Origin of the sequence: Streptosporangium sp. NPDC050855 (genome assembly GCF_044456585.1) — a bacterium.
Lineage (GTDB): Bacteria > Actinomycetota > Actinomycetes > Streptosporangiales > Streptosporangiaceae > Streptosporangium > Streptosporangium longisporum.
Map to the genome: position 1 here is coordinate 140565 of NZ_JBITFY010000003.1, position 23270 is coordinate 163834.

The following is a 23270-nucleotide window of genomic DNA, read 5'->3' on the forward strand; positions in this document are numbered from 1 at the left end:
GCAATATAATCAGCCAGGTCGTGATTACCTGAGTCGATGGAGGTTTCGGCCCTTGATGATCCGGCTATCCTCCTAGAGCCGTGATCAGGGTAATGTCACGACGGAAAGTTCGTCCCCCCGTTTGTTGATCCGACAGCATTTGTCGGAATTCCTGCGGGAGGTCGGTCGTGCTGCCTGGGACGTGTGCGCGCAGGATATTCCTTAAAAGCACTTTGTCTGGATTCATGGCGTGTGCGGTTGGTCTGGGAGCGACGGCGGACGCCTCCGCCGCGATGCGTACGAGAGCGGAGGCGCCGTCGTTCGAGATCACCTGCGGTTCGGGCCGGACCGGTCCGACCCTGCGGCTGACCCGTGAGGCGCGTCGTGACGGTGCCCGGACGACCGTGACGGTGCACGTCGTCAACACCGGTGAGGCCGACGCGGAAGGGGCGAGGTTCAGCGAGGACCTCTCCGAGGTTCCCGACGGCAGGACCGTGGGCGAGACGCTGGCCACCTCCGGCACGCTGACCTACGAGAAGCCCATGCTGAGGTGGACGGGCGATGTGACGGCCGGTGAGAGCATCACGGTCCGGTACGCGGTCCGGACGACCGTCGGGAGGCTGTACATCCCGACGGTCGAGGCCGACGCGGGACGCACCTGCCAGGACGCCCCGGGTCACCCGGGAGGCGTCAGGGCATCGGCGGACGGGGCCGAGGTCACGGCCGACGCCTCCCCCGACCCGTCCCGGGTCACGACCGGCGGGGGGATCGGGGAACGGCGCATGCCGGCCGGATCGGCGTCGGAGGACGCCGAGGACGTACGGGCCACGCAGGAGACGCGGGGCACCGAGGGCGCCGAGAGCACCGAGAGCAGCGAGGGCACCGGCGCCGTCCCGCCAGGATCACCCGCGCAGACCCCGGCCGACACCGGCACGGGAGCCGGGACCGCCCCCGGAACCGGGACCGGAACCGAGACCGACACCGGGACCGCCCCCGGAACCGGGACCGGAACCGAGACCGACACCGGGACCGACACCGGGGCCGACACCGGGGCCGAGAGCGGGACCGGACCGGCCCGCCCGGACGAGAAGGCCGACGCGAGAGCGGACGAGAGGCCCGATCAGCAGCGGGCGGGCACGGACGCGGCCCTGCTGGCTCCGCTCCCCTTCGTCCAGCGCTACGTGAACAACTTCCGTGGGGCGATCACCCGGGCGGCGAACTCGGTCGTCACCTGCTACCCCCCCTCGGTGCCCGACTGTGCCGCGCGCCGGACCGGCTCGGGCAACAACAACGTCGACGCCACCTTCATCGACGTGGACGCCGACACGGCGACGTTCAACTCCAGCACCGCCAACCTGACCCTGTCGGCCGGCGCGCAGGTGGCCTACGCCCGGCTGTACTGGGGGGCGCGCAGCCAGACCTCGACCAACACGGCGGGCCTGCCGGCCGGCAACCGCCTGGCGCCCGACATCGCCCTGCGCGGGCAGGTGTCGTTCAGGACCCCGGGCAGCACGGTCTACCGCACGATCGTGGCCGCGGCCGGTGACATCGGCGACACCCCCGACAACATCACCGCCAACGGGATCGTCTACGGCGCCTCGGCGGACGTCACCTCCATAGTGACGGCGGCCGGCGCCGGCACCTACACGGTGGCCAACGTCCAGGCCGCCCGGGGCAACGACAGCCTGGGCGCCTTCGGCGGCTGGTCGCTGGTGGTGGCCTACCGCGACGTGACCATGCCGTTGCGCAACATCACCGTCTTCGACGGCTTCCTGGAGCAGCAGAACGCCAGCCCGGACACCGCGATCACCCTGTCGGGCATCCGCACCCCCACCACCGGCCCCGTCAGCGTCCAGATCGGTGAGATCGCCTACGACGGCGACAACGCGATCACCGGCGACTCCCTGAGCATCGACACCACCAACGGCCCCCTGACCGTGCTGAGCGACGCCCTGCACCCGGCGAACAACTTCTTCAACTCCACCATCGCCACGCTCGGCGGCCAGGTCACCGACCGCAACCCGGCCTACACCAACACCCTCGGCTACGACTCCAACATCGTCGACGCCTCCACCGCGTTCCGCAACAACGACACCTCGGCGCGGTTCGTCTTCAGCACCGCGGGAGACGCCTACTGGCCCCAAGCGATCTTCGCCCAGGTCGCCCTGCGCCAGGCCAGCATCCAGGTGACCAAGTCCGCCACGGTGGTGGGCGGGGGCGACCCCGAACCGGGATCCGTCCTCGAGTACACCGTCACCGCGACCAACACCGGGGACGACACCGCCATCAACGTGGCGCTCACCGACCCGATCCCCGCCAACACCGTCTACGTCCCGGGGAGCATCTCGGTGGTGACGGGGCCCAACATCGGGTCCAAGACGGACCGCACCGGAGACGACCAGGGGGATTTCGTCAACAACCAGGTCCAGGTGCGGCTGGGAACCGGGGCCAACGCCGTCAGCGGCGGCAGCCTGGCACCGGGCCAGTCCACCTCCGTGAGGTTCCGCGTCACGCTCGGGGCCAACTCCCCCGGCACGACGGTGAACAACAGCGCGACCGTCGAGTTCTCCAACGCCGACACCCCCACCCAGACCGGCGTGACCACCGGGGGCACCTCGACGGTGGTCCCCGTACAGGTCTCGTCGCTGGCGATGCTGAAGACGGCGTCGCCGAGCACGGTGACGGCCGCGGGGCGGAGCATCACCTACTCCTACCTGATCACCAACACCGGCAGGACCACCCTCACCGGTGTGAGGATCACGGAGACGGCCTTCTCCGGCACGGGGCCGCGCTCCGCGGTCACCTGCCCCACGACGACGCTGGCGCCGCAGGCCTCGACGACCTGCACCAGCACCTACGTCACCACCCAGGCCGACATCGACGCCGGGGGCGTCACCAACACCGCCACCGCCACCGGCACCCCGCCCACCGGCCCCGCCGTGACCTCCGACCCGTCGACGGTGACGATCACGGCCACGCCGGCTCCCAGCCTGTCGCTGCTGAAGACGGCCTCGCCGACCACGGTGGTGGCGGCGGGCCGGACCGTGACGTACTCCTACCTGATCGTCAACACCGGCAACACCACGCTGACCGGGGTGCGGGTGACGGGTACGTCCTTCTCGGGAACGGGAACGCCACCGGTGGCCTCCTGCCCGGCGACGACGCTGGCGCCGCAGGCCTCGACCACCTGCACCGGCACCTACGTCATCACCCAGGCCGACATCGACTCGGGGAGCATCACGAACACCGCCACCGCCACCGGCACGCCACCCACCGGACCGGCCGTGACCTCCGCCTCCTCCACCGCCACGGTCGCCATCACCTCCGCCCCCGCCCTGGCCGTGCTGAAGACGGCGACGCCGAGCACGGTGGTGGCGTCCGGACGGACCGTGACCTACTCGTACGCGATCGTCAACACCGGCAACACCACCCTCACCGGGGTCAGGGTGAACACCATCGCCTTCTCGGGGACGGGGCCGCGGTCCGTGGTCACCTGCTCCGCCACCACCCTGGCGCCACAGGCCACCACGACCTGCACCGGCACCTACGTCACCACCCAGGCCGACATCGACGCCGGATCCATCACCAACACCGCCACTGCCTCGGGCATACCCCCGTCGGGACCGGTCGTGACCTCCGACCCGTCCACCGCCACCGTGGGCGTCACCTCCGCCCCCAGCGTGGCGCTGCTGAAGACGGCCTCGCCGACCACGGTGACCGCGGCCGGACGCACCGTGACCTACTCGTACGCGGTCATCAACACCGGCAACACCACGCTGACCGGGGTCAGGGTGACCGACACCACCTCCGGCACCGGCGCGCACTCGGCGATCACCTGCCCGGTCACCACGCTGGCACCGCAGGCGACGACGACCTGCACGAGCACCTACGTCACCACCCAGGCCGACGTCGACGCCGGGGCCGTCACCAACACCGCCACCGCCTTCGGCACACCCCCCACCGGACCGGCCGTGGCCTCCGATCCGTCCACCGCCACGGTCACCGCCACCCCGGCTCCCGGCCTGGCACTGCTGAAGACGGCCTCGCCGACCACCGTCACCGCGGCCGGACGCGTCGTGACCTACTCCTACCTGGTCGTCAACACCGGCAACACCACGCTGACCGGCGTGAGCGTGGCCAGCACGTCCTTCTCGGGCATAGGGGCACGCTCCCTGGTCACCTGCCCCGTCACCACGCTGGCGCCACAGGCCTCGACGACCTGCACGAGCACCTACGTCGTCAGGCAGGCCGACGTCGACGCCGGAGCCGTCACCAACACCGCGACCGCCACCGGCACACCACCCACCGGACCCGCCGTGACCTCCAACGTCTCCACCGCCACGGTCACCGCCACCCCGGCTCCCGGCGTGGCGCTGCTGAAGACGGCCTCACCGACCACGGTCACCGGGGCCGAACGCACCGTGACCTACTCCTACCTGGTCGTCAACACCGGCAACCTCACCCTGACCGGCGTCAGGGTGGCCACCACCGTCTTCACCGGCACCGGAACCCCCACCGCGATCGTCTGCCCGGCCACCACGCTCGCCCCGCAGGACTCGACCACCTGCACGAACACCTATGTCACCACCCAGGCGGACATCGACGCCGGAGCCGTCGTCAACACCGCCACCGCCTTCGGCACACCCTCCACCGGACCCGCCGTGGCCTCCGCCTCCTCCACCGCCACGGTCACCGCCGTCGCCGCTCCGGCCATCGCCATGCTGAAGACGGCCTTCCCGGTGACCGTGACGGAGGCGGGCCAGACGATCACCTACTCGTACGCGATCGTCAACACCGGCAACACCACGCTGACCGGCGTCAGGGTGACCACCACCGCCTTCACCGGCACCGGGACCTCCAACGCGATCGTCTGCCCGGTCACCACGCTCGCCCCGCAGGCCACCACGACCTGCACGAACGTCTATGTCGTCACCCAGGCCGACATCGACGCCGGAGCCGTCACCAACACCGCCATCGCCACCGGCACACCACCCACCGGACCGGCCGTGACCTCCGCCCCCTCCACCGCCACGGTCACCGCCGTCGCCGCTCCCGGCCTGGCGCTGCTGAAGACGGCGGCACCGACCACGGTCGTGGCGGCGGGACGGGCCATCAGTTACACCTATCTGATCTTCAACACCGGCAACACCACGCTGACCGGCATCAGGATCACCACCACCGTCTTCACCGGCACCGGCACCCCCACCCCGATCACCTGCCCGGCCACCACGCTCGCCCCGCAGGACTCGACCACCTGCACGAGCGTGTACGCCATCACCCAGGCGGACGTCGACGCCGGGGGCATCACCAACACCGCCACCGCGACCGGCACCGCGACCACCGGCTCCGCCGTGACCTCCGGCCCGTCCACGGCGACGGTCACCGCCATCGCCGCTCCCGCCATCGCGGTGCTGAAGACGGCGTTCCCGGTGGCCGCCACGCAGGAGGGCCAGACGATCGCCTACTCCTACGCGGTCGTCAACACCGGCAACACCACCCTCACCGGGGTGAGGATCACCGACGTCTCCAGCGGCTCGAACACCCCGGCCGCGATCACCTGCCCGGTCACCACGCTCGCCCCGCAGGCCTCGACGACCTGCAGTGGAACGCGCGTCATCACCCAGGCGGACGTCGACGCCGGGACCGTCGTCAACACCGCCACCGCCACCGGCACACCACCCACCGGACCGGCCGTCACCTCCGATCCCTCCACCGCGACGGTCACCCTCACGGCCGCTCCCGCACTGGCCCTGCAGAAGACGGTGTCGCCGAACGTGGTGGTGGGGGCCGGGCAGACGGTGACGTACTCCTACCTGGTCCTCAACACCGGCAACACCACCCTGACCGGTCTGACCGTGACGACCACCGCCTTCACCGGCACCGGGACGCCCACCGCGATCACCTGCCCGACCACCGTCCTGGCCCCGGGCGCCTCGACGACCTGCACCAACACCTACGTCACCACCCAGGCCGACATCAACGCCGGAACCATCGTCAACACCGCCACCGCCACCGGCACACCACCGTCGGGACCGGCCGTCACCTCCGACGCCTCCACCGCGGCCGTCACCGCCACCGCCGCTCCCGCACTGGCCCTGCTGAAGACGGCATCGCCGACCACTGTGGCCTCGGCCGGGCGGACCGTGACCTACTCCTACCTGGTCCTCAACACCGGCAACACGACCCTGACCGGTCTGACCGTGACGACCACCGTCTTCACCGGTGCCGGGACGCCCACCGCGATCACCTGCCCGGTCACCACCCTGGCCCCGCGCGCCTCGACGACCTGCACCAACACCTACGTCACCACCCAGGCCGACATCAACGCCGGAACCATCGTCAACACCGCCACCGCCACCGGCACACCACCGACCGGACCCGCCGTGACCTCCGACGCCTCCACGGCGACGGTGACCGCCATCGCCGCTCCCGCCATCGCGGTGCTGAAGACGGCGTTCCCGGTGGCCGCCACGCAGGAGGGCCAGACGATCGCCTACTCCTACGCGGTCGTCAACACCGGCAACACCACCCTGACCGGGGTGTTCATCACCGACGTCTCCACGGCCTCCGGCACGCCGGGCCCGGTCACCTGCCCCCTGACCACGCTGGCGCCGCAGGAGTCGGTGACCTGTAACGGGACGCACGTCATCACCCAGGCCGACATCGACGCCGGGACCATCACCAACACCGCGACCGCCACGGGCACACCGCCCACCGGACCGGCCGTGACCTCCGCCCCGTCGGCCGCGACGGTCACCCTCACGGCCGCTCCCTCGCTGGCCCTGCAGAAGACGGCGTCGCCGAACGCGGTGGTGGCGGCCGGGCAGACGGTGACGTACTCCTACCTGGTCCTCAACACCGGCAACACGACCCTGACCGGGGTGGGCGTGACGACCACCGCCTTCACCGGCACCGGAACGCCCACCGCGATCACCTGCCCGACCACCGTCCTGGCCCCGGGCGCCTCGACGACCTGCACCAACACCTACGTCACCACCCAGGCCGACATCAACGCCGGAACCATCACCAACACCGCCACCGCCACCGGCACACCACCGTCGGGACCGGCCGTCACCTCCGACGCCTCCACCGCGACCGTCACCGCCACCGCCGCCCCGGCACTGGCCCTGCTGAAGACGGCATCGCCGACCACGGTCGTCGCCGCCGGACGCGTCGTGACCTACTCCTACCTGGCCGTCAACACGGGCAACACCACCCTGACCGGTCTGACCGTGACGACCACCGCCTTCACCGGCACCGGGACGCCCACCGCCATCACCTGCCCGACCACCACCCTCGCCCCGCGCGCCTCGACGACCTGCACCAACACCTACGTCACCACCCAGGCCGACATCAACGCCGGAACCATCACCAACGCCGCCACCGCCACCGGCACACCACCGACCGGACCCGCCGTCACCTCCGACCCGTCGGCCGCCACGATCACCGTCATCGCCGCCCCGGCACTCGCCCTGCTGAAGACGGCCTTCCCCACGGCCTCGACACAGGCGGGCGAGACGATCACCTACTCGTACGCGATCGTCAACACCGGAAACCTCACGCTGACCGGGGTGACCGTGACCACCACCGCCTTCACCGGCACCGGCACCCCCACCCCGATCGTCTGCCCGGTCACCACGCTCGCCCCGCAGGACGACACCGTCTGCACGAACACCTACGTCACCACCCAGGCCGACGTCGACGCCGGGACCATCGTCAACACCGCCACCGCCACCGGCACGCCCCCCACCGGACCGGCCGTGACCTCCGACCCGTCCACGGCGACGGTCACCGAGGAGCCGGCTCCCCGCCTGGCGCTGCTGAAGACGGCGTCGCCGAACGCGGTGACCGCCGCAGGACGGACCATCACCTACTCCTACATGGTCGTCAACACCGGCAACGCCACCCTGACCGGGGTGACCGTGACCACCACCGCCTTCACCGGCACCGGCACCCCCACCGCGATCACCTGCCCGGTCACCACGCTCGCCCCGCAGGACATGACGACCTGCACGAACACCTACGTGACGACCCAGGCCGACATCGACGCCGGGAGCATCGTCAACACCGCGACCGCCACGGGCACGCCGCCCATCGGACCGGCCGTGACCTCCGACCCGTCGACCGCGACGGTCGCCGCTCCTCCCGCTCCCACGCTGGCGCTGCTGAAGACGGGGACACCGAACACGGTGACCGCGGCCGGGCAGACGGTGACCTACGCCTACCTGGTCTCCAACACCGGCAACACCACCCTGACCGGGGTGGACGTCACCGAGACCGCCTTCACCGGCACCGGCACCCCGACCGCGATCACCTGCCCGGTCACCACGCTGGCACCGCAGGCCAGGACGGTCTGCAGCAACACCTACGTCGTCACGCAGGCCGACATCGACGCCGGGACCATCGTCGACACCGCCGTCGCCACCGGCACCCCGCCCACCGGACCCGCCGTCGCCTCCCCGCCGTCGACCAACACGATCACCGCCGTCGCCGCTCCCGCCGTGGCGCTGCTGAAGACGGCCTCACCGAACACGGCGACCGCGGCCGGGCAGACCATCACCTACGCCTACCTGGTCACCAACACCGGCAACACCACCCTCACCGGCGTGGACGTCACCACCACCGCCTTCACCGGGACGGGAACCCCGACCGCGATCGTCTGCCCGGTCACCACGCTCGCCCCCCAGGACTCGACGACCTGCACGAGCACGTACGTCCTCACCCAGGCCGACGTCGACGCCGGGACCGTCGTCAACACCGCGACCGCCACGGGCACACCGCCCACCGGACCGGCCGTGACCTCCGATGCCTCCACCGCGACGGTGACCATCACGGCCGACCCCAACCTGGCCCTGCTGAAGACGGCCTCACCGGCCACGGTGACCGCCGCGGGACGGACCGTGACCTACTCCTACCTGCTGGTCAACACCGGCAACACCACCCTGACCGGCGTGGACGTCACCGACACCTCCTTCTCCGGCACCGGACCCGCCCCGGTGATCACCTGCCCGGTCACCGTCCTCGCCCCGCAGGACCTGACGACCTGCACGGGCACGTACGTCACCACCCAGGCCGACATCGACGCCGGGACCGTCGTCAACACCGCGGTCGCCACCGGCACGCCGCCCACCGGGCCCGCCATCGCCTCACCGCCGTCGACCGCGACGGTCACCGCTCCCCCCGCTCCGACCCTGGCGCTGCTGAAGACCGCGTCACCGTCCACGGCGACCACGGCCGGGCAGACCCTGACCTACTCCTACCTGGTGGCCAACACCGGCAACACCACCCTGACCGGGGTGGACGTGGCCACCACCGCCTTCTCGGGCACCGGAACGCCCACCGCGATCACCTGCCCGGTCACCACCCTGGCACCGCAGGGCAGGACGGTCTGCAGCAACACCTACGTCGTCACGCAGGCCGACATCGACGCCGGGACCATCGTCAACACCGCCACCGCCACCGGCACGCCCCCCGTCGGACCGGCCGTGACCTCCGACCCGTCCACCGCCACGGTCGCCGTCATCGCCGCTCCCGCCCTGGCCCTGCTGAAGACGGCGTCACCGGCCACCGCGACCGCCGCCGGGCAGACCGTGACCTACGAGCACCTGGTCACCAACACCGGCAACACCACCCTGACCGGCGTGGACGTCACCACCACCGCCTTCACCGGCTCGGGCACCGCCCCGGTGATCACCTGCCCGGTCACCACCCTCGCACCGGGCGACAGCACCACCTGCACCGGCGCCTACGTCCTCACCCAGGCCGACGTCGACACCGGAACCGTCACCAACACCGCGACGGCGTCGGGCACGCCGCCCACCGGACCGGCCGTCGTCTCCGATCCCTCCACCGCGACGGTGACCGCCACGCCCGACCCCGAGCTGGCCCTGCTGAAGACGGCGTCGCCGACCACGGTGATCGCCGCCGGGCGGACCGTGGTCTACTCCTACCTGCTGGTCAACACCGGCAACACCACCCTGAACGGGGTGGACGTGACCGAGAGCGTCTTCTCCGGCACCGGCACGCCTCCCGTGATCACCTGCCCGGTCACCACCCTCGCCCCCCAGGACACCACCACCTGCACCAGCACCTACGTCGTCACCCAGGCCGACGTCGACGCCGGGGCCGTCGTCAACATCGCCACCGCGACCGCCACGCCTCCCGGGGGCTCCCTCATAGCGGCCCCGCCGTCCACCGCCACGGTCACCATCACCCCGGCTCCCGACCTGGCGCTGCTGAAGACGGGGACACCGAACACGGTGACCGCGGCCGGGCAGACGGTGACCTACTCCTACCTGGTCTTCAACACCGGCAACACGACGCTGACCGGCGTGGACGTCACCGACACCACCTTCTCCGGCACCGGGCCCGCCCCGGTGGTCACGTGCCCGGCCGTCACCCTGGCACCGCAGGACACCACCACCTGCACCGGCACCTACGTCGTCACCCAGGCCGACGTCGACGCCGGGACCGTCGTCAACACCGCCACCGCCACCGGCACCTCCCCCGGCGGGACGGCCGTGACCTCCGCCCCGTCCACCGCCACGATCACCGCCACACCGGCTCCCGGCGTGGCGGTGCTGAAGACGGCGTCACCGACCACGGTGGCGGCCGCGGGCCGCACGGTGGTCTACTCCTACCTGGTGGTCAACACCGGCAACGTGACGCTGACCGGCGTGGACGTCACCGGCACGTCCTTCTCCGGCACCGGGCCCGCCCCGGTGATCACCTGCCCGGTCGTCACGCTCGCCCCCCAGGACACGACCACCTGCACCAGCACCTACGTCACCACCCAGGCCGACATCGACGCCGGAGGCATCGTCAACACCGCCGTCGCCACCGGCACACCGCCCACCGGACCCGCCGTGACCTCCGACCCCTCCACCGCGACGGTGACCGCCACACCGGCTCCCAGCCTGGCCCTGCTGAAGACCGCGGCACCGGCCACGGTGGCCGCCGCCGGACGGACGATCATCTACGCCTACCTGGTCGTCAACACCGGCAACGCGACCCTGACCGGCGTGGACGTGACCGACACCACCTTCACCGGAACCGGCCCCAACCCGGCGATCACCTGCCCGGTCACCACGCTCGCCCCACAGGAAGCCGTCGTCTGCAACAGCACGTACGTCATCACGCAGGCCGACATCAACGCCGGGACCATCGTCAACACCGCCCTCGCCACCGGCACTCCTCCGGAGGGCCCGGCGGTGACCTCCGACCCTTCCACCGTGACGGTCGTCGTGGAGGCCGCTCCCGGCCTGGCGCTGCTGAAGACGGTGTCGCCCAGCACGGTGACCGCCGCCGAACGGCCCCTGACCTACTCCTACACGATCATCAACACCGGCAACGCCACGCTGACCGGCGTCGGCGTCACCGACACCGCCTTCTCCGGCACCGGCACCCGCCCCGTGATCACCTGCCCCGTCACCGTCCTGGACCCCCAGGACACGACCGTCTGCACCGGCACCTACGTCACCACCCAGGCCGACATCGACGCCGGATCCATCGTCAACACCGCGGTCGCCACCGGCACACCACCCACCGGACCCGCCGTGGTCTCCGAGCCGTCCACCGCGACGGTCGGCGGGGAGGCGGCTCCCGGCCTGGCGCTGCTGAAGACGGTGACACCGAGCGTGGTGACCGCGGCGGGACGGCAGGTGACCTACTCCTACACGATCGTCAACACCGGAAACGCCACGCTGACCGGCGTGGACGTCGACGACACCGCCTTCTCCGGGACCGGGACACCCCCGGTGGTCACCTGCCCGGCCGTCACGCTGGCACCGCAGGACACCACCACCTGCACCGGCACGTACCTGGTCACCCAGGCCGACATCGACGCCGGCGGCGTGGTGAACACCGCGGTCGCCTCGGGCACGACGCCCGCCGGGGTCGTCGTGACCTCCGAGCCGTCGACCGCGACGGTCGTCGAGGTGCCGGCTCCCGGCCTGGCGCTGCTGAAGACGGCGTCACCGAGCACGTTCACGTCCGCGGGACGGACCGTGACCTACTCCTACACGATCGTCAACACCGGCAACACGACGCTCACCGGGGTGGACGCGACCGACACGTCCTTCTCCGGCAGCGGACCCGCCCCGGTGATCACCTGCCCGGTGACGACGCTGGCGCCGCAGGACATGACGACCTGCACGGGCACCTACGTCACCACCCAGGCCGACATCAACGCCGGTGTGATCGTGAACACCGCCACGGCGTCGGGCATCCCGCCGTCGGGCCCGCCGGTGACCTCGGCCGCCTCCACGGTGGCGATCACGGGTGAGCCCGCCCCCAGCCTGGCGCTGCTGAAGACGGCGTCGCCGAGCACGGTGGCGGCGGCGGGACGTGAGGTGGTCTACTCCTACGCGGTCGTCAACACCGGGAACCTGACGCTGACCGGGGTGACCGTGGCGGACGTCAGCTTCTCGGGCACCGGGACGCCCGGCGTGATCGTCTGCCCGGTCACGACGCTCGCCCCGCAGGAGACCACCACCTGCACCAGCACGTACGTCACCACCCAGGCCGACGTCGACGCCGGCGCGATCGTCAACACCGCGGTGGCCGCGGGGGTACCGCCGGGTGAGACCGTGCTGACCTCCGCGGTGAGCCTGGCGGAGCCCTCGGTGGCCGCCGTGGTGACCTCGGACCCGTCGACGGTGGTGGTGACCGCCGAGCCCGCCCCCAGCCTGGCGCTGCTGAAGACGGCGTCGCCGAGGACGGTGGCGCGGCCGGGAGAGGCGGGCACCGTGACGTACTCGTACGCGATCGTCAACACCGGCAACACGACGCTGACCGGCGTGGGTGTGACCACCACCGCCTTCACCGGAACCGGCACGCCCCCGGTGATCACCTGCCCGGTGACGACGCTGGTGCCGCAGGCCACGACGACCTGCACGAGCACCTACGTCACCACCCAGGACGACGTCGACGCCGGATCCATCGTCAACACCGCGGTCGCCTCGGGCACCCCGCCGGTGGGTCCCCCGGTGAGCTCCGAGCCGTCCACCGCGACGGTCGCCGCGGAGCTGTTCGCGACCCTGACGCTGTCGAAGTCGGCCTCCCCGTCGGTCGTGTCGCAGGCGGGACAGACGATCACGTACTCGTACGCGGTCGTCAACACCGGGAACCGGACGCTGACCGGCGTGAACGTGACCGACACCTTCTTCTCGGGCTCGGGGGGAGCTCCCGCGATCACCTGCCCGGCGGTGACGCTGGCGCCGGACGGCTCGACGACCTGCACGAGCACCTACCTGGTCACCCAGGCCGACATCAACGCCGGAACGATCACCAACACCGCGGTCGCCTCGGGCACCCCGGTCGGGGGCTCCCCGGTGACCTCTCCCCTGTCCTCGACGACGGTCGCCGTCGAGGTGATCACCGGCCTGATCCTGTCCAAGACGGCGGAGCCGGGCACGATCACGGCACCCGGGGTGAACGTGACCTACACGTACCTGGTCACCAACGCCGGCAACTCGACGCTGACCGGCGTGGAGGTGCGGGAGAGCTTCTTCTCGGGCTCCGGCACGCCCCCGGTGGTCACCTGCCCGGTCACGACGCTCGCGCCGCAGGGCTCCACCGCCTGCACGAGCACCTACGTCACCACCCAGGCCGACGTCAACGCCGGAACGATCGTCAACACCGCGACCGCCACCGCGACCTCCCCGGGAGGCCAGGTGCTGATCTCCAACCCGTCCACCGCGACGGTCACGGCCGCGACGGCTCCCGGCCTGGCGCTGCTGAAGACGGCCTCGCCGGCCACCGTGGCTGCCGCGGGACGGACGGTGGTCTACTCCTACGACATCGTCAACACCGGCAACTCCACGCTGACCGGCCTGAACGTGACGGACACCTCCTCGGGATCCGGCGCGCCGACACAGATCACCTGCCCGGTCACGACGCTCGCGCCGCAGGACACCACGACCTGCACCGGCACCTACGTCACCACCCAGGCCGACATCAACGCCGGATCCATCGTCAACACCGCGATCGCCACGGGCACGCCCCCCTCGGGGCCGGCGGTGGCCTCCGGCCCGTCCACGGTGACGGTCGCGGTCGAGCCCGCCCCCGACCTGGCGCTGCTGAAGACGGCGGACCCGACGGCGCTGCTGGGACCGAACCAGACGATCACGTACTCGTACCGGGTCCTCAACACCGGCAACGCGACGCTCAGCGGCGTGAGCGTGACGGACACCTCCTTCTCGGGGTCGGGCACGCCCCCGCAGATCACCTGCCCGGCGACGACCCTGGCGCCGCAGGACACGATGACCTGCACGAGCACCTACGTCACCACCCAGGCCGACGTCAACGCCGGGTCCGTCGTCAACACGGCGGTCGCCACGGGCACCCCGCCCGTCGGCCCCGTCATCACCTCCGAGCCGTCCACCGCGACGGTCGCCGGGGGGCCGGCTCCCAGCCTGGCGCTGCTGAAGACGGTGTCGCCGAGCGTCCTGACGGCAGCGGGACGGACCCTGATCTACTCCTACCTGATCGTCAACACCGGCAACACCACGCTGACCCAGGTGGACGTGCGGGACACGGCCTTCTCCGGTACGGGAACACCGGGAGTGATCACCTGTCCGACGCGGACGCTGGAGCCTCAGGAGGCCACGACCTGCACGAGCACCTACGTCTCCACCCAGGAGGACATCGAGGCCGGGACCGTCGTCAACACCGCACAGGCCTCGGGCGTCTCGGACACCGGTCCCGTGGTGGCCGCCCTCCCCCGGGCGGCCGTGGTGGTGGCCTCGGCCCCGTCCACGGTGGCGGTGACCGTCCTGCCGGTGGTCAGCCTGGCGCTGCTGAAGACGGCCGCACCGAGCACGCTGACGGCGCCGGGGCAGACGATCACCTACTCCTACCTGGTCGTCAACACCGGCAACACGACGCTGAACGGGGTGGACGTGACGACCACCGTCTTCACGGGGACCGGAACGCCCTCGGCGATCACCTGCCCGGTGACGACACTCGTGCCGCAGGACTCGACGACCTGCACGAACACCTACGTCACCACCCAGGCCGACGTCGACGCCGGCGCGATCGTGAACGCCGCGACGGCCTCGGGCGTCTCCCGGCTGGGCATCGTGGCGACCTCGGACGTGTCGGCCGCGACGGTCACCGCCGTGCCGACCCCCGCCCTGACGCTGCTGAAGAGCGCGTCGCCGAGCACGGTCAGGGAGGGGCAGACGATCACCTACTTCTACCTGGTCGTCAACACCGGCAACTCGACGCTGAGCGGGGTGGGCGTGACCGACCTCTCCTCGGCGTCGGGAACACCGCCGCAGATCATCTGCCCGGTGACGAGGCTGGCGCCGCAGGACTCGACGATCTGCACGAGCACCTACGTGGCCACCCGGGCCGACATCCGCTCCGGTGCGATCGTGAACACCGCGACGGCCTCGGGCAGCCTGTTCCCCGGCGCGGTCACCAGCTCCAACCCCTCGGCCGCGACGGTCACGACGACCGCTTCGGGGGGCGGGGGTGACGGTGGCGACGCGACGGGCCGCAGGGCCGAGATCCGCTCCGACTCGTCGACGTGCACCACGGTCGAGTTCCTCGGCGAGCGGCGGGTGTGCTGCGGACGGGGACCCGGACCGCGCCTGCACCGGGACCACGACCGGCAGTGCCTCGGCCAGGGCCCCCACGCCCGATCGGCCACGAAGGAGCGCCGCCGTGACGCCGTCCTCGCCGAAGCCCCCGCCACGCGGGCGGGCGGCGGGCACGGGTGGGGAAAGAAGCGGTCGAGCGTGAACATTGCCTCAAAAGGCGGTCAGTGACGGACAACGAAGAATGTCGCCCGCCGGGAGCGTCCGCACCATCGTGCATGATATGAGATATCACCTTTCATAAAAATCGAGAATAAACGGTTCCGGCGGTCATCGAATGCGTCGCACCAGGTGGCACCGCGTTTCCGGAGCGGCCGACGGACGTTTCCGGCCCGGCGCCGTGGTGCCGCGCCCGCCGACGAACCGAACGACAACAAACCAATCGATATGGCGGGAGCCGGTCGTGAACATGAAATGCACGTCATCTTCGACGGTGAAAGTCTCTGCGCTGATAATGGCCTCCATGCTGGCCGCCGGGTGTTTCGCGGACGAGGAGGCCATGCGCAAGGTCGCGGCGGTCTCCGAGGAGAAGCCGGCCGCGGTGCCGACCCCCGAGGAGATCGTGGCGAATCCGCTGCCGACACAGCTGGCCAACGAACCCCGCGTCCGCCAGAACGTCGTGCAGACCAAGTGCGCGGCCGTACCGGGCGGCTGGGGCGCCCAGGGAACGGCGAGGAACCCCGGGAAGAAGCCCGTCACCTACAAGATCGTCGTGTACTTCACCACCACCAAGGCGACGACGCTGGACTACGCCCAGGCACTCGTGACGGTTCCCCCGGGCAAGACGGTCCCCTGGACCGCGAAGAAGGAGTTCCAGGCGAAGAAGGAGATGCTCTGTCCCATGCCGGGGATCAGCCTCGTGTCCTGAGACGTCCGGTGGGCCCCGCTCGGTGAGCCCGTCCGATGAGTCCCGTTCGATGAGCCCCGTCCGGTGAACGGACGGGGCCGCGGCCGCTCTGGGTAGGGTGCGGTGATGCAGACCCGCTCCCCCGCAGGCCAGGCCCTGCCCGACCCGGACGAGAGGCTCCGGCCGTTCCTGGACGCCCTTGTCGCGGCCGGCGTCGTCGGGCTGTTCTGGGTGCCGCCCGCACTCGACGCGGACCGGCCGCTGCCGGTGGCCGGGCTGGTGCTGGCCGCGGTCGTGGGCGCGGCGATGGTCCTGCGGCGGCGCCTGCCCGCCTCGGCGACGGCGGCCGCGGGGATCGCGACCGTCGTGGGAGCCGTCCTGGGAGTGTGCGAGGACCCCATGCTCGCCACGGCCTGGTGCCTGTACTCCCTCGCGATCGCCCGCGCCCGTCGTACCCGGGCGTTCGTCCTGGTCCTGGTGTGCGTCATCGCGGGGCTGGCGACGGTGACGGGCGTCCCCGAGGAGGGCGTGGGCGGTGCCGGGCAGCGGCTGCTCCTCGCGTCGGCCGCGCTGAGCGTCGCCTGGCTGCTCGGCGCCACCGTCGCCGGGCGGATCGCGGCCGCCCGGGAGGCGGAGCGGGCTCGCGTGCAGCTGGAGGTGGCGCGCGAGGTGCACGACGTGGTCGGTCACGCGCTCGGGGTGATCGGCGCGGAGGCGGGCGTGACCCGGGCCCTGCCCGACGCGGGTGAGCAGGAGTTGCGCGACTCGCTGGCCGGCATCGAGGCGCACGCCAGGAGCGCGCTCGAGGAGATGCAGGCTCTCGTACGGACGCTGCGTTCCTCTCCCGCTCCCCTCGCCGGGCGCGAGGACGCGGGCGGCCGTGACGCGGTCTCCGTCCCGGACGCGGAACCGCGCGGGACGGGTGCGACCTCCCGGGGAGTGGACGCGGGAGAGCGGGAGGCGGTCGCCGGTATCGCGCAGCTGCCGTCGGTGGTCGCCGCGACGCGCGGCGCCGGGGTGGGCGTCGACGCGCGGATCGACGTGAACGGGCACGTCGATCCCGCCATCGGCGCGGTGGTCCTCCGGATCGTCCAGGAGGGGCTGAGCAACGTGGTGCGGCACGCGGGCGGCGCGGGATGCGCGGTGGACGTCCACCGGGACGGTGACGTGATCGTCGCGAACGTCCGCGACCACGGCCCGGGAGCCCGGCCGGACGGGGGCTCCGGGTTCGGGCTGCTGGGGATGCGGGAGCGGGCCCGCCTGGTGAGCGGCACCGTGACCTGGCGGAACCACCCGGAGGGCGGGTTCGAGGTCACCGCGCGCCTGCCCCTGCGGGAGGTCTCGTGACCGGGACGGAGGGCGGGTCCGGGACGGAGGGCGAGGTGATCGGCGTCCTGCTCGCCGACGACGACGAGCGCTTCCGCGGCGTGTACCGCAAGCTGTTCGACCGGACCGCGGGGTTCCGGGTCGCCGGGGAGGCGTCCGACGGGGCCGAGGCGGCCAGGCTCGCCGGGGCGCTGAGACCGGCGGTGGCGCTGCTCGACGTGCAGATGCCGGGCACCGACGGGCTGGAGGCGGCTCGCCGCATCCTGCGGGACACGACCACCCGGGTGATCATGCTGACGACCTTCGATCTCGACGAGTACGTGTACGAGGCGCTGACGCTCGGGGCGTCGGGGTTCCTGCTGAAGAACGCGTCCCCGCCGGAGGTGCTCCAGGCGGTCCGCACCGTCCGGGCGGGCAACGCCGTCCTCGCCCCGGAGGTCACCGCGAGGCTCCTGCGGCGGTTCGCGCCGCACCGGCCCGAGCGCGGGCACGCGTTCGCCGGCCAGGTGCTCTCCGAGCGGGAGACGCAGGTCATCCGGTTCGTCGCGCGCGGGTACACGAACCAGCAGATCGCCGACGAGCTGTTCCTGAGCGTGGAGACGGTCCGCACGTACCTGCGGCGCATGTTCGCCAAGCTCGGCGTGAACGACCGCACGCACCTGGCCGTGCTCGCCTACGAGGCGGGGCTGCTGCACGAGCCGCGAAGCGGGTGACCGCACACCGCCGGGAGCGGTCCCGCCGGCACCGGTCCGGCAGGTGTCTACTTTCGGGTGACGCGGGCCGGGGTCCTCGCGCCGCAGGCTGAAGCCGTCCATCCGACGAGACGGCGAAACGGCGAGGCAGGCGATGATCGAGGTTGTTCGGCTCAGCAAGCGGTACGGGGACAAGGTGGCCGTCGACGACGTCGGCTTCACCGCGCGTCCCGGCCGGGTCACCGGTTTCCTCGGCCCGAACGGAGCCGGCAAGTCCAGCACGCTGCGCATCCTGCTGGGACTGGACGCCGCGACGAGCGGCACCGCGTCGATCAACGGGAAGCGGTACCGCGACCTGGAGTACCCGCTGCGCACCGTCGGGGCGCTGCTCGACGGGGCGGGCCCGGTGCCCGAGCGCCGGGCCGTCGACCACCTCGCCTGGGTCGCCCGGTCCAACGGGATACCCCGGCGCAGGGTCGGTGAGGTGCTCGACGTCGTGGGCCTGGCCGACGTCTCCCGGCAGCGGGTGAGGAAGTACTCGCTGGGGATGGGGCAGCGGCTCGGCATCGCCGTGGCGCTGCTCGGCGACCCGGAGATCCTCGTCCTCGACGAGCCCGCGAACGGGCTGGACCCGCAGGGGATCCGCTGGATCCGCACCCTCCTGCGCGACCACGCCGCGTCCGGCCGCACCGTGCTGCTGTCCAGCCACCTGATGGCGGAGATGGCCGGCACCGCCGACGACGTGGTCGTCATCGACCACGGCCGCGTCGTCGCCCAGGGCCCCGTCGCCGAGGTCACCGCGGGGCATCCGTCGCTGGAGGCGGCGTTCTTCGCGCTCACCGGCGACCGCCCGGGACCGGGACGGTGAGCGCCGTGCCGCGGACGTCCCCCGCACCCACCGGCCGGCCGTCCCGGACCGGGGCGGCGGGCGCCGTGCTGCACGCGACCCGGGCGGAGCTGTCCAAGATCCTGACCCTGCCGGGCGTGTGGATCGTCACCGGGATCATCCTCGCCCTCGACGTGCTGGTCATGTCCGCCTCGGCCGGGCTCTACGCCGAGGCGGTGGCGAACATCACCCCGGACGGCATCATCGAGATCTTCATCGGCGAGCCCCAACCGGCGACCGGGGCGGTCCTCGACATGCTCGTCGCGGCCTCCCTGCAGATCGGCGTGTTCCTGCCGATCCCCGCCGCGGTGATCGCCGGGCAGGAGTTCCGCTCGCACCAGCTCGGGCTGACCGTGCTCGCGGTCCCGCGCAGGGGCCGACTGCTGGCCGCGAAGGTCCTCGCGACCACCGCGTACCTGCTCGCCGTGGCGGTCCTGATCGCGGGGATCAGCACCGCGTTCACGTACGCCGCCGTCAAGGACTGGAACCCGGGGCTGCTCCTGACCGGCGACGCGTTCCTCGGCCAGGGGAGGTTCGTCGTCTTCGCGGTGCTGTTCTCGCTGACGGGTTTCGCGGTCACCGTCATCGCCCGGAGCACCCTGATCGGCATCGTCGTCACCGTCGTCCTGCTCGCCCTCACCATGATGCGTTCACCGGATCGGACCGGGCCGGGCCTGGACGCGTTCCTCCCGGCCGGTGCCGGGCGGAACCTGCTGCTGGACGCCGGGGCGAACCATCTCAGCGCCGGGCCGGTACACGGCCTGCTCGTGCTCGTCGGCTGGGCTCTGGTGACCACGCTCATCGCCGGGATCACGCTCGGCAGGAGGGACGCGCGATGAGCACCGGGAGGACCGTCAGGACCGACGGGCCCGGCGATCCCGGAAGACCCGGCGGGTCGGCCGGGTTCGGAAGGTCCGGCGATCCCGGCGATCCCGGCGATCCCGGCGATCCTGGAAGGCCCGGTGATCCTGGAAGGCCCGGTGATCCTGGAAGGCCCGGCGCGCTCCTCCGGTCCGGTGAGGCGTCGCGGACCGCCCGCGCCCCACGGTTCGGCGACGTGCTGGCCTCGGAGCTCCTCAAGATCCGTACCCTTCCCGCCACCTGGATCGCCCTGGCCCTCGCGTCGGCCGCGAACCTCGTCCTCTCCGTCCTGGCCACCACGGACGCCGTGCGGATCGCCGGTCAGGACGGGCCGGTCGCGATCGAGCGGCTGGGCACGCTCATGCTGTCCCCGGCCTACGTCCTCATCGCGATCGCCGTCCACGCGGCGGGCGGCGAGTACCGCACCGGGCAGATCCGCGTCAGCCTCGCCGCCGTCCCCGGCCGGAACCGGCTCCAGGCCGCCAGGCTCGCCGCGACCACGGTGGCCGTTCTGCTCGCGACGGTCCCCGCGGTCCTTCCGGCCCACCTCGTCCGGTACGTCCCGCAGGTCACCGGCGGGCACCTCGGGACCGGTGCCGCGGCCCGTGACCTCGCGGCGCTCCTGGCCGTCCATCTCCTGCTCGGCCTGACCGCCCATGGTCTCGCCGTCGTCACCAGGAGCGTCGTCATCCCGCTGACCGTGCTCGTCGTCACGCCGGTCCTCATCTCGCCACTGCTGCGGGGAGGCCTGCCGGAGCTGGTGAGGCTCCTCCCTCACGAGGCGGCCCTCGATCTCCTCGGCACGGCGGACGACCCGGGCACCTCCCTCGGCCGGACCGGTGGTCTGCTCGTCCTCACCGCCTGGGCGCTCCTGCTCACCGCGACCTCCTGGACGGTCTTCTCCCGGCGGGACGTCTGAGGGTCCCTACCCGGAGCCGGAATCTCCCGTACCGGCCGAGAAGACCCCGCCCTTCCCGGAGCCGAGGTCTCCCGTACCGGCGTCACCCGCCGGCCGGGAGGACCCACACCCGCAGGGGCCCGATCGGCCGGCAGCCGTTGTGGATCGCGGCGCGCAGCGCGTCGTCCCGCTCGTACCCCACCACCGGCCGGTCGGGGGCGATCCGGGCCGCCGCGTCCAGCAGGCCACTCCACACCTCGTCGGGGTCCCGCTCGCCGCAGAACACGTTGGAGACCCCGACGGCCCGCTCGGACAGGTTCACCATCGCGCCCGCGACGACGCGCCCGCGGACACGACCGGCGACGACCCTGCACTCCGGGCTCTCCAGCAGGCTCGGCAGGAAGACGTCGGCGGCCTCGTCCGCGCAGGCGGATCTCCAGGCGTCGAGTTCCTCCGCGGAGGTGACCTCCTGCCAGCTCAGGGGGCCTCCGGCGGGCCGGTCACGTCCCGCCGGACGGTGGATCCAGGTCGCCTCGAACAACGGCTCGTACCCGGCCGGGCCGAGGTCGAGGGTCGCGAAGCTGTCCTTCACCCCGGTCCCCGGCACGGGAGCGCCGAGGGCCCGGAGGACGTCCTCCGCGCTCGTCTGCGGCGACAGGGTGACCAGGCTCGGGTAGTACGCCAGGCGGTGACGCCGGTTCACCCAGAACCCGGGGCCGAACTCACCGGGCAGGCCGTGACCGCGGCACACGAGGTCGCACCATTCCGCGTTGTTCCGGGCGGCCACGGCCACCGGCCCCTCCGACATGAAACCTCCTCGTCACGCCCTCACGGTGCCCGCCCGGCCGGCCGGCCGTCACACGACCTGCGCCGCGGCGCCCCACGATACGGCCGGACCCGGAGGTTCCACATCATGTCCGCCCGGTCGGCACGTACCACCCCGGCCGGTAGCATCGGGCGGAAGATCTTTCCCGTACGAGCCCGTTGGACGTATCGAATGAACGCGCACACTCACGGTTCCGAGGGCCGCGGCGACGACCCGCGGGGTTCGGCCTGGGACGTCCTCGCGAAGCCCTACCACGGTGAGGTCGGGGCGGCTCCCCCGTGGATCGTCCAGTACCTGGACGGCTCCAACGTGCCGGGTGACCGCATACGCCTGGGCGACCCGGCGACCAGGACGTACGTCATCCTGAGCAAGTTCATGGACAGGTACGTCTGCGCGGAGATCTTCGAGGCGCGCGGGCTCTCCGACGTCCAGCGGGAGCGGCTTCACGCGCTGGGCTGGAGACTGGAGGCCACCGGGACCTCGCAGATCCGTCCCACCTGGACCGTCAGCTGGACCTGGTACGAGAGGGACGTGGAGTTCCTCCTGGGTCGCGCCGAGGCCGTCATCGGCGCGTTGCGCGACGTGCTCGCCGTGCCGCCGGAGCGGCTGCGCTGCTGGACGTGGGGCGAGGACGGCCCCCTCGACGCCCCGTTCCGTTTCAGGGATCGCGACGAGCGGCCCACGGCCACCGGCGCTCCCGCCCTGTGCACCGACTGGGAGGACCTGCGACGGCGCCTGGACTGGGTGCTGCAGACCCTCCCCACCGACAGCGCCGTGATCCTGACCGACAGAGATCGCGGCGGGGTGCAGTTCATGAGCGATCGCCTCGGCTTCATGGACACCGGCGCGCTCGACTACCGGCCGGTGTCGGGGGAGCTCCCGGATCGGGACGCCCCCGGCAACGACCGCGAGCGGCGGCTGTTCGAGCTCGGCTGGACGCCCGAGACGGCCGGCGCGAGATCGGTCAGCTGGACGATCGGCAGGCCGGTCGTCTGGGCGGACATCGGGCCGCTGGCCACGCAGGCGGTCGAGGTACTGCGGGCGCTCGGTTTCCACGACCCCTCGGAGCTGGCCGTCAAGACCTTCCGCAACGGCATGGGCGACGAGCACGTGAAGCACGTCGCCGAGGAGCTGGGCATCCGTCCCGAGAAGACCTGACCCGCGGCGGAAGACCTGACCCACGGCGCCCCCTCACCGACGGCGTCTCCTCACCGGTGGCGTCTCCTCGCCGGTGGCGTCGCGGACGGCGGCTCCCGGGCCCGGCGTCCCGGACGGCGATCCTCCTCATGAAGGGACCGGATCCGCACCGGCCCGGAAACGACTGCCCGGGGATATGAAAGGCCCGGGAAGGAC

General features: G+C 72.0%; 9 protein-coding genes. 8 read left to right on the forward strand and 1 reads right to left on the reverse strand.

Features of this window, described 5'->3' with window-relative positions:
* Nucleotides 1-272: 272 nt before the first annotated feature.
* The 7 genes from ACIBCT_RS08770 (at nucleotide 273) to ACIBCT_RS08800 (ending at nucleotide 21112) form a co-directional block, all read left to right on the forward strand.
* Nucleotides 273-15752 (forward strand): hypothetical protein, encoded by a 15480-nt coding sequence (locus tag ACIBCT_RS08770; RefSeq protein ID WP_399186797.1) that lies wholly within the window; start codon nucleotides 273-275, stop codon nucleotides 15750-15752.
* Nucleotides 15753-16014: 262 nt separating this feature from the next.
* Entirely contained in the window at nucleotides 16015-16449 is a 435-nt protein-coding gene (locus ACIBCT_RS08775; RefSeq protein ID WP_399186798.1) for a hypothetical protein, read from the forward strand.
* Nucleotides 16450-16554: 105 nt separating this feature from the next.
* Nucleotides 16555-17775 carry a sensor histidine kinase gene (locus ACIBCT_RS08780; RefSeq protein ID WP_399186799.1) on the forward strand — a complete coding sequence of 407 codons (1221 nt, stop codon included), beginning with the start codon at nucleotides 16555-16557 and terminating at the stop codon, nucleotides 17773-17775.
* Nucleotides 17772-18467 (forward strand): response regulator, encoded by a 696-nt coding sequence (locus tag ACIBCT_RS08785; RefSeq protein WP_399186800.1) that lies wholly within the window; start codon nucleotides 17772-17774, stop codon nucleotides 18465-18467. Before ACIBCT_RS08780 ends, ACIBCT_RS08785 begins: the two co-directional genes overlap by 4 nt.
* Nucleotides 18468-18600: 133 nt before the next feature.
* Nucleotides 18601-19314 carry an ABC transporter ATP-binding protein gene (locus ACIBCT_RS08790; protein ID WP_399186801.1) on the forward strand — a complete coding sequence of 238 codons (714 nt, stop codon included), beginning with the start codon at nucleotides 18601-18603 and terminating at the stop codon, nucleotides 19312-19314.
* The gene (locus ACIBCT_RS08795) at nucleotides 19311-20171 is read left to right on the forward strand and encodes an ABC transporter permease (protein ID WP_399186802.1); all 861 of its coding nucleotides are present in this window, start codon (nucleotides 19311-19313) and stop codon (nucleotides 20169-20171) included. Before ACIBCT_RS08790 ends, ACIBCT_RS08795 begins: the two co-directional genes overlap by 4 nt.
* A gap of 218 nt (nucleotides 20172-20389) precedes the next feature.
* Nucleotides 20390-21112 carry a hypothetical protein gene (locus tag ACIBCT_RS08800; protein ID WP_399186803.1) on the forward strand — a complete coding sequence of 241 codons (723 nt, stop codon included), beginning with the start codon at nucleotides 20390-20392 and terminating at the stop codon, nucleotides 21110-21112.
* Nucleotides 21113-21194: 82 nt separating this feature from the next.
* Here ACIBCT_RS08800 and ACIBCT_RS08805 read toward each other — a convergent pair whose 3' ends face one another.
* Complete coding sequence (locus tag ACIBCT_RS08805) at nucleotides 21195-21899, reverse strand: hypothetical protein (protein WP_399186804.1); 705 nt, start codon at nucleotides 21897-21899, stop codon at nucleotides 21195-21197.
* A gap of 189 nt (nucleotides 21900-22088) precedes the next feature.
* On the opposite strand from ACIBCT_RS08805, the gene ACIBCT_RS08810 reads away from it, so the two are divergent.
* Nucleotides 22089-23075, forward strand: a complete 987-nt coding sequence (locus ACIBCT_RS08810; RefSeq protein ID WP_399186805.1) for a TY-Chap domain-containing protein — start codon at nucleotides 22089-22091, stop codon at nucleotides 23073-23075.
* Nucleotides 23076-23270 lie beyond the last annotated feature (195 nt).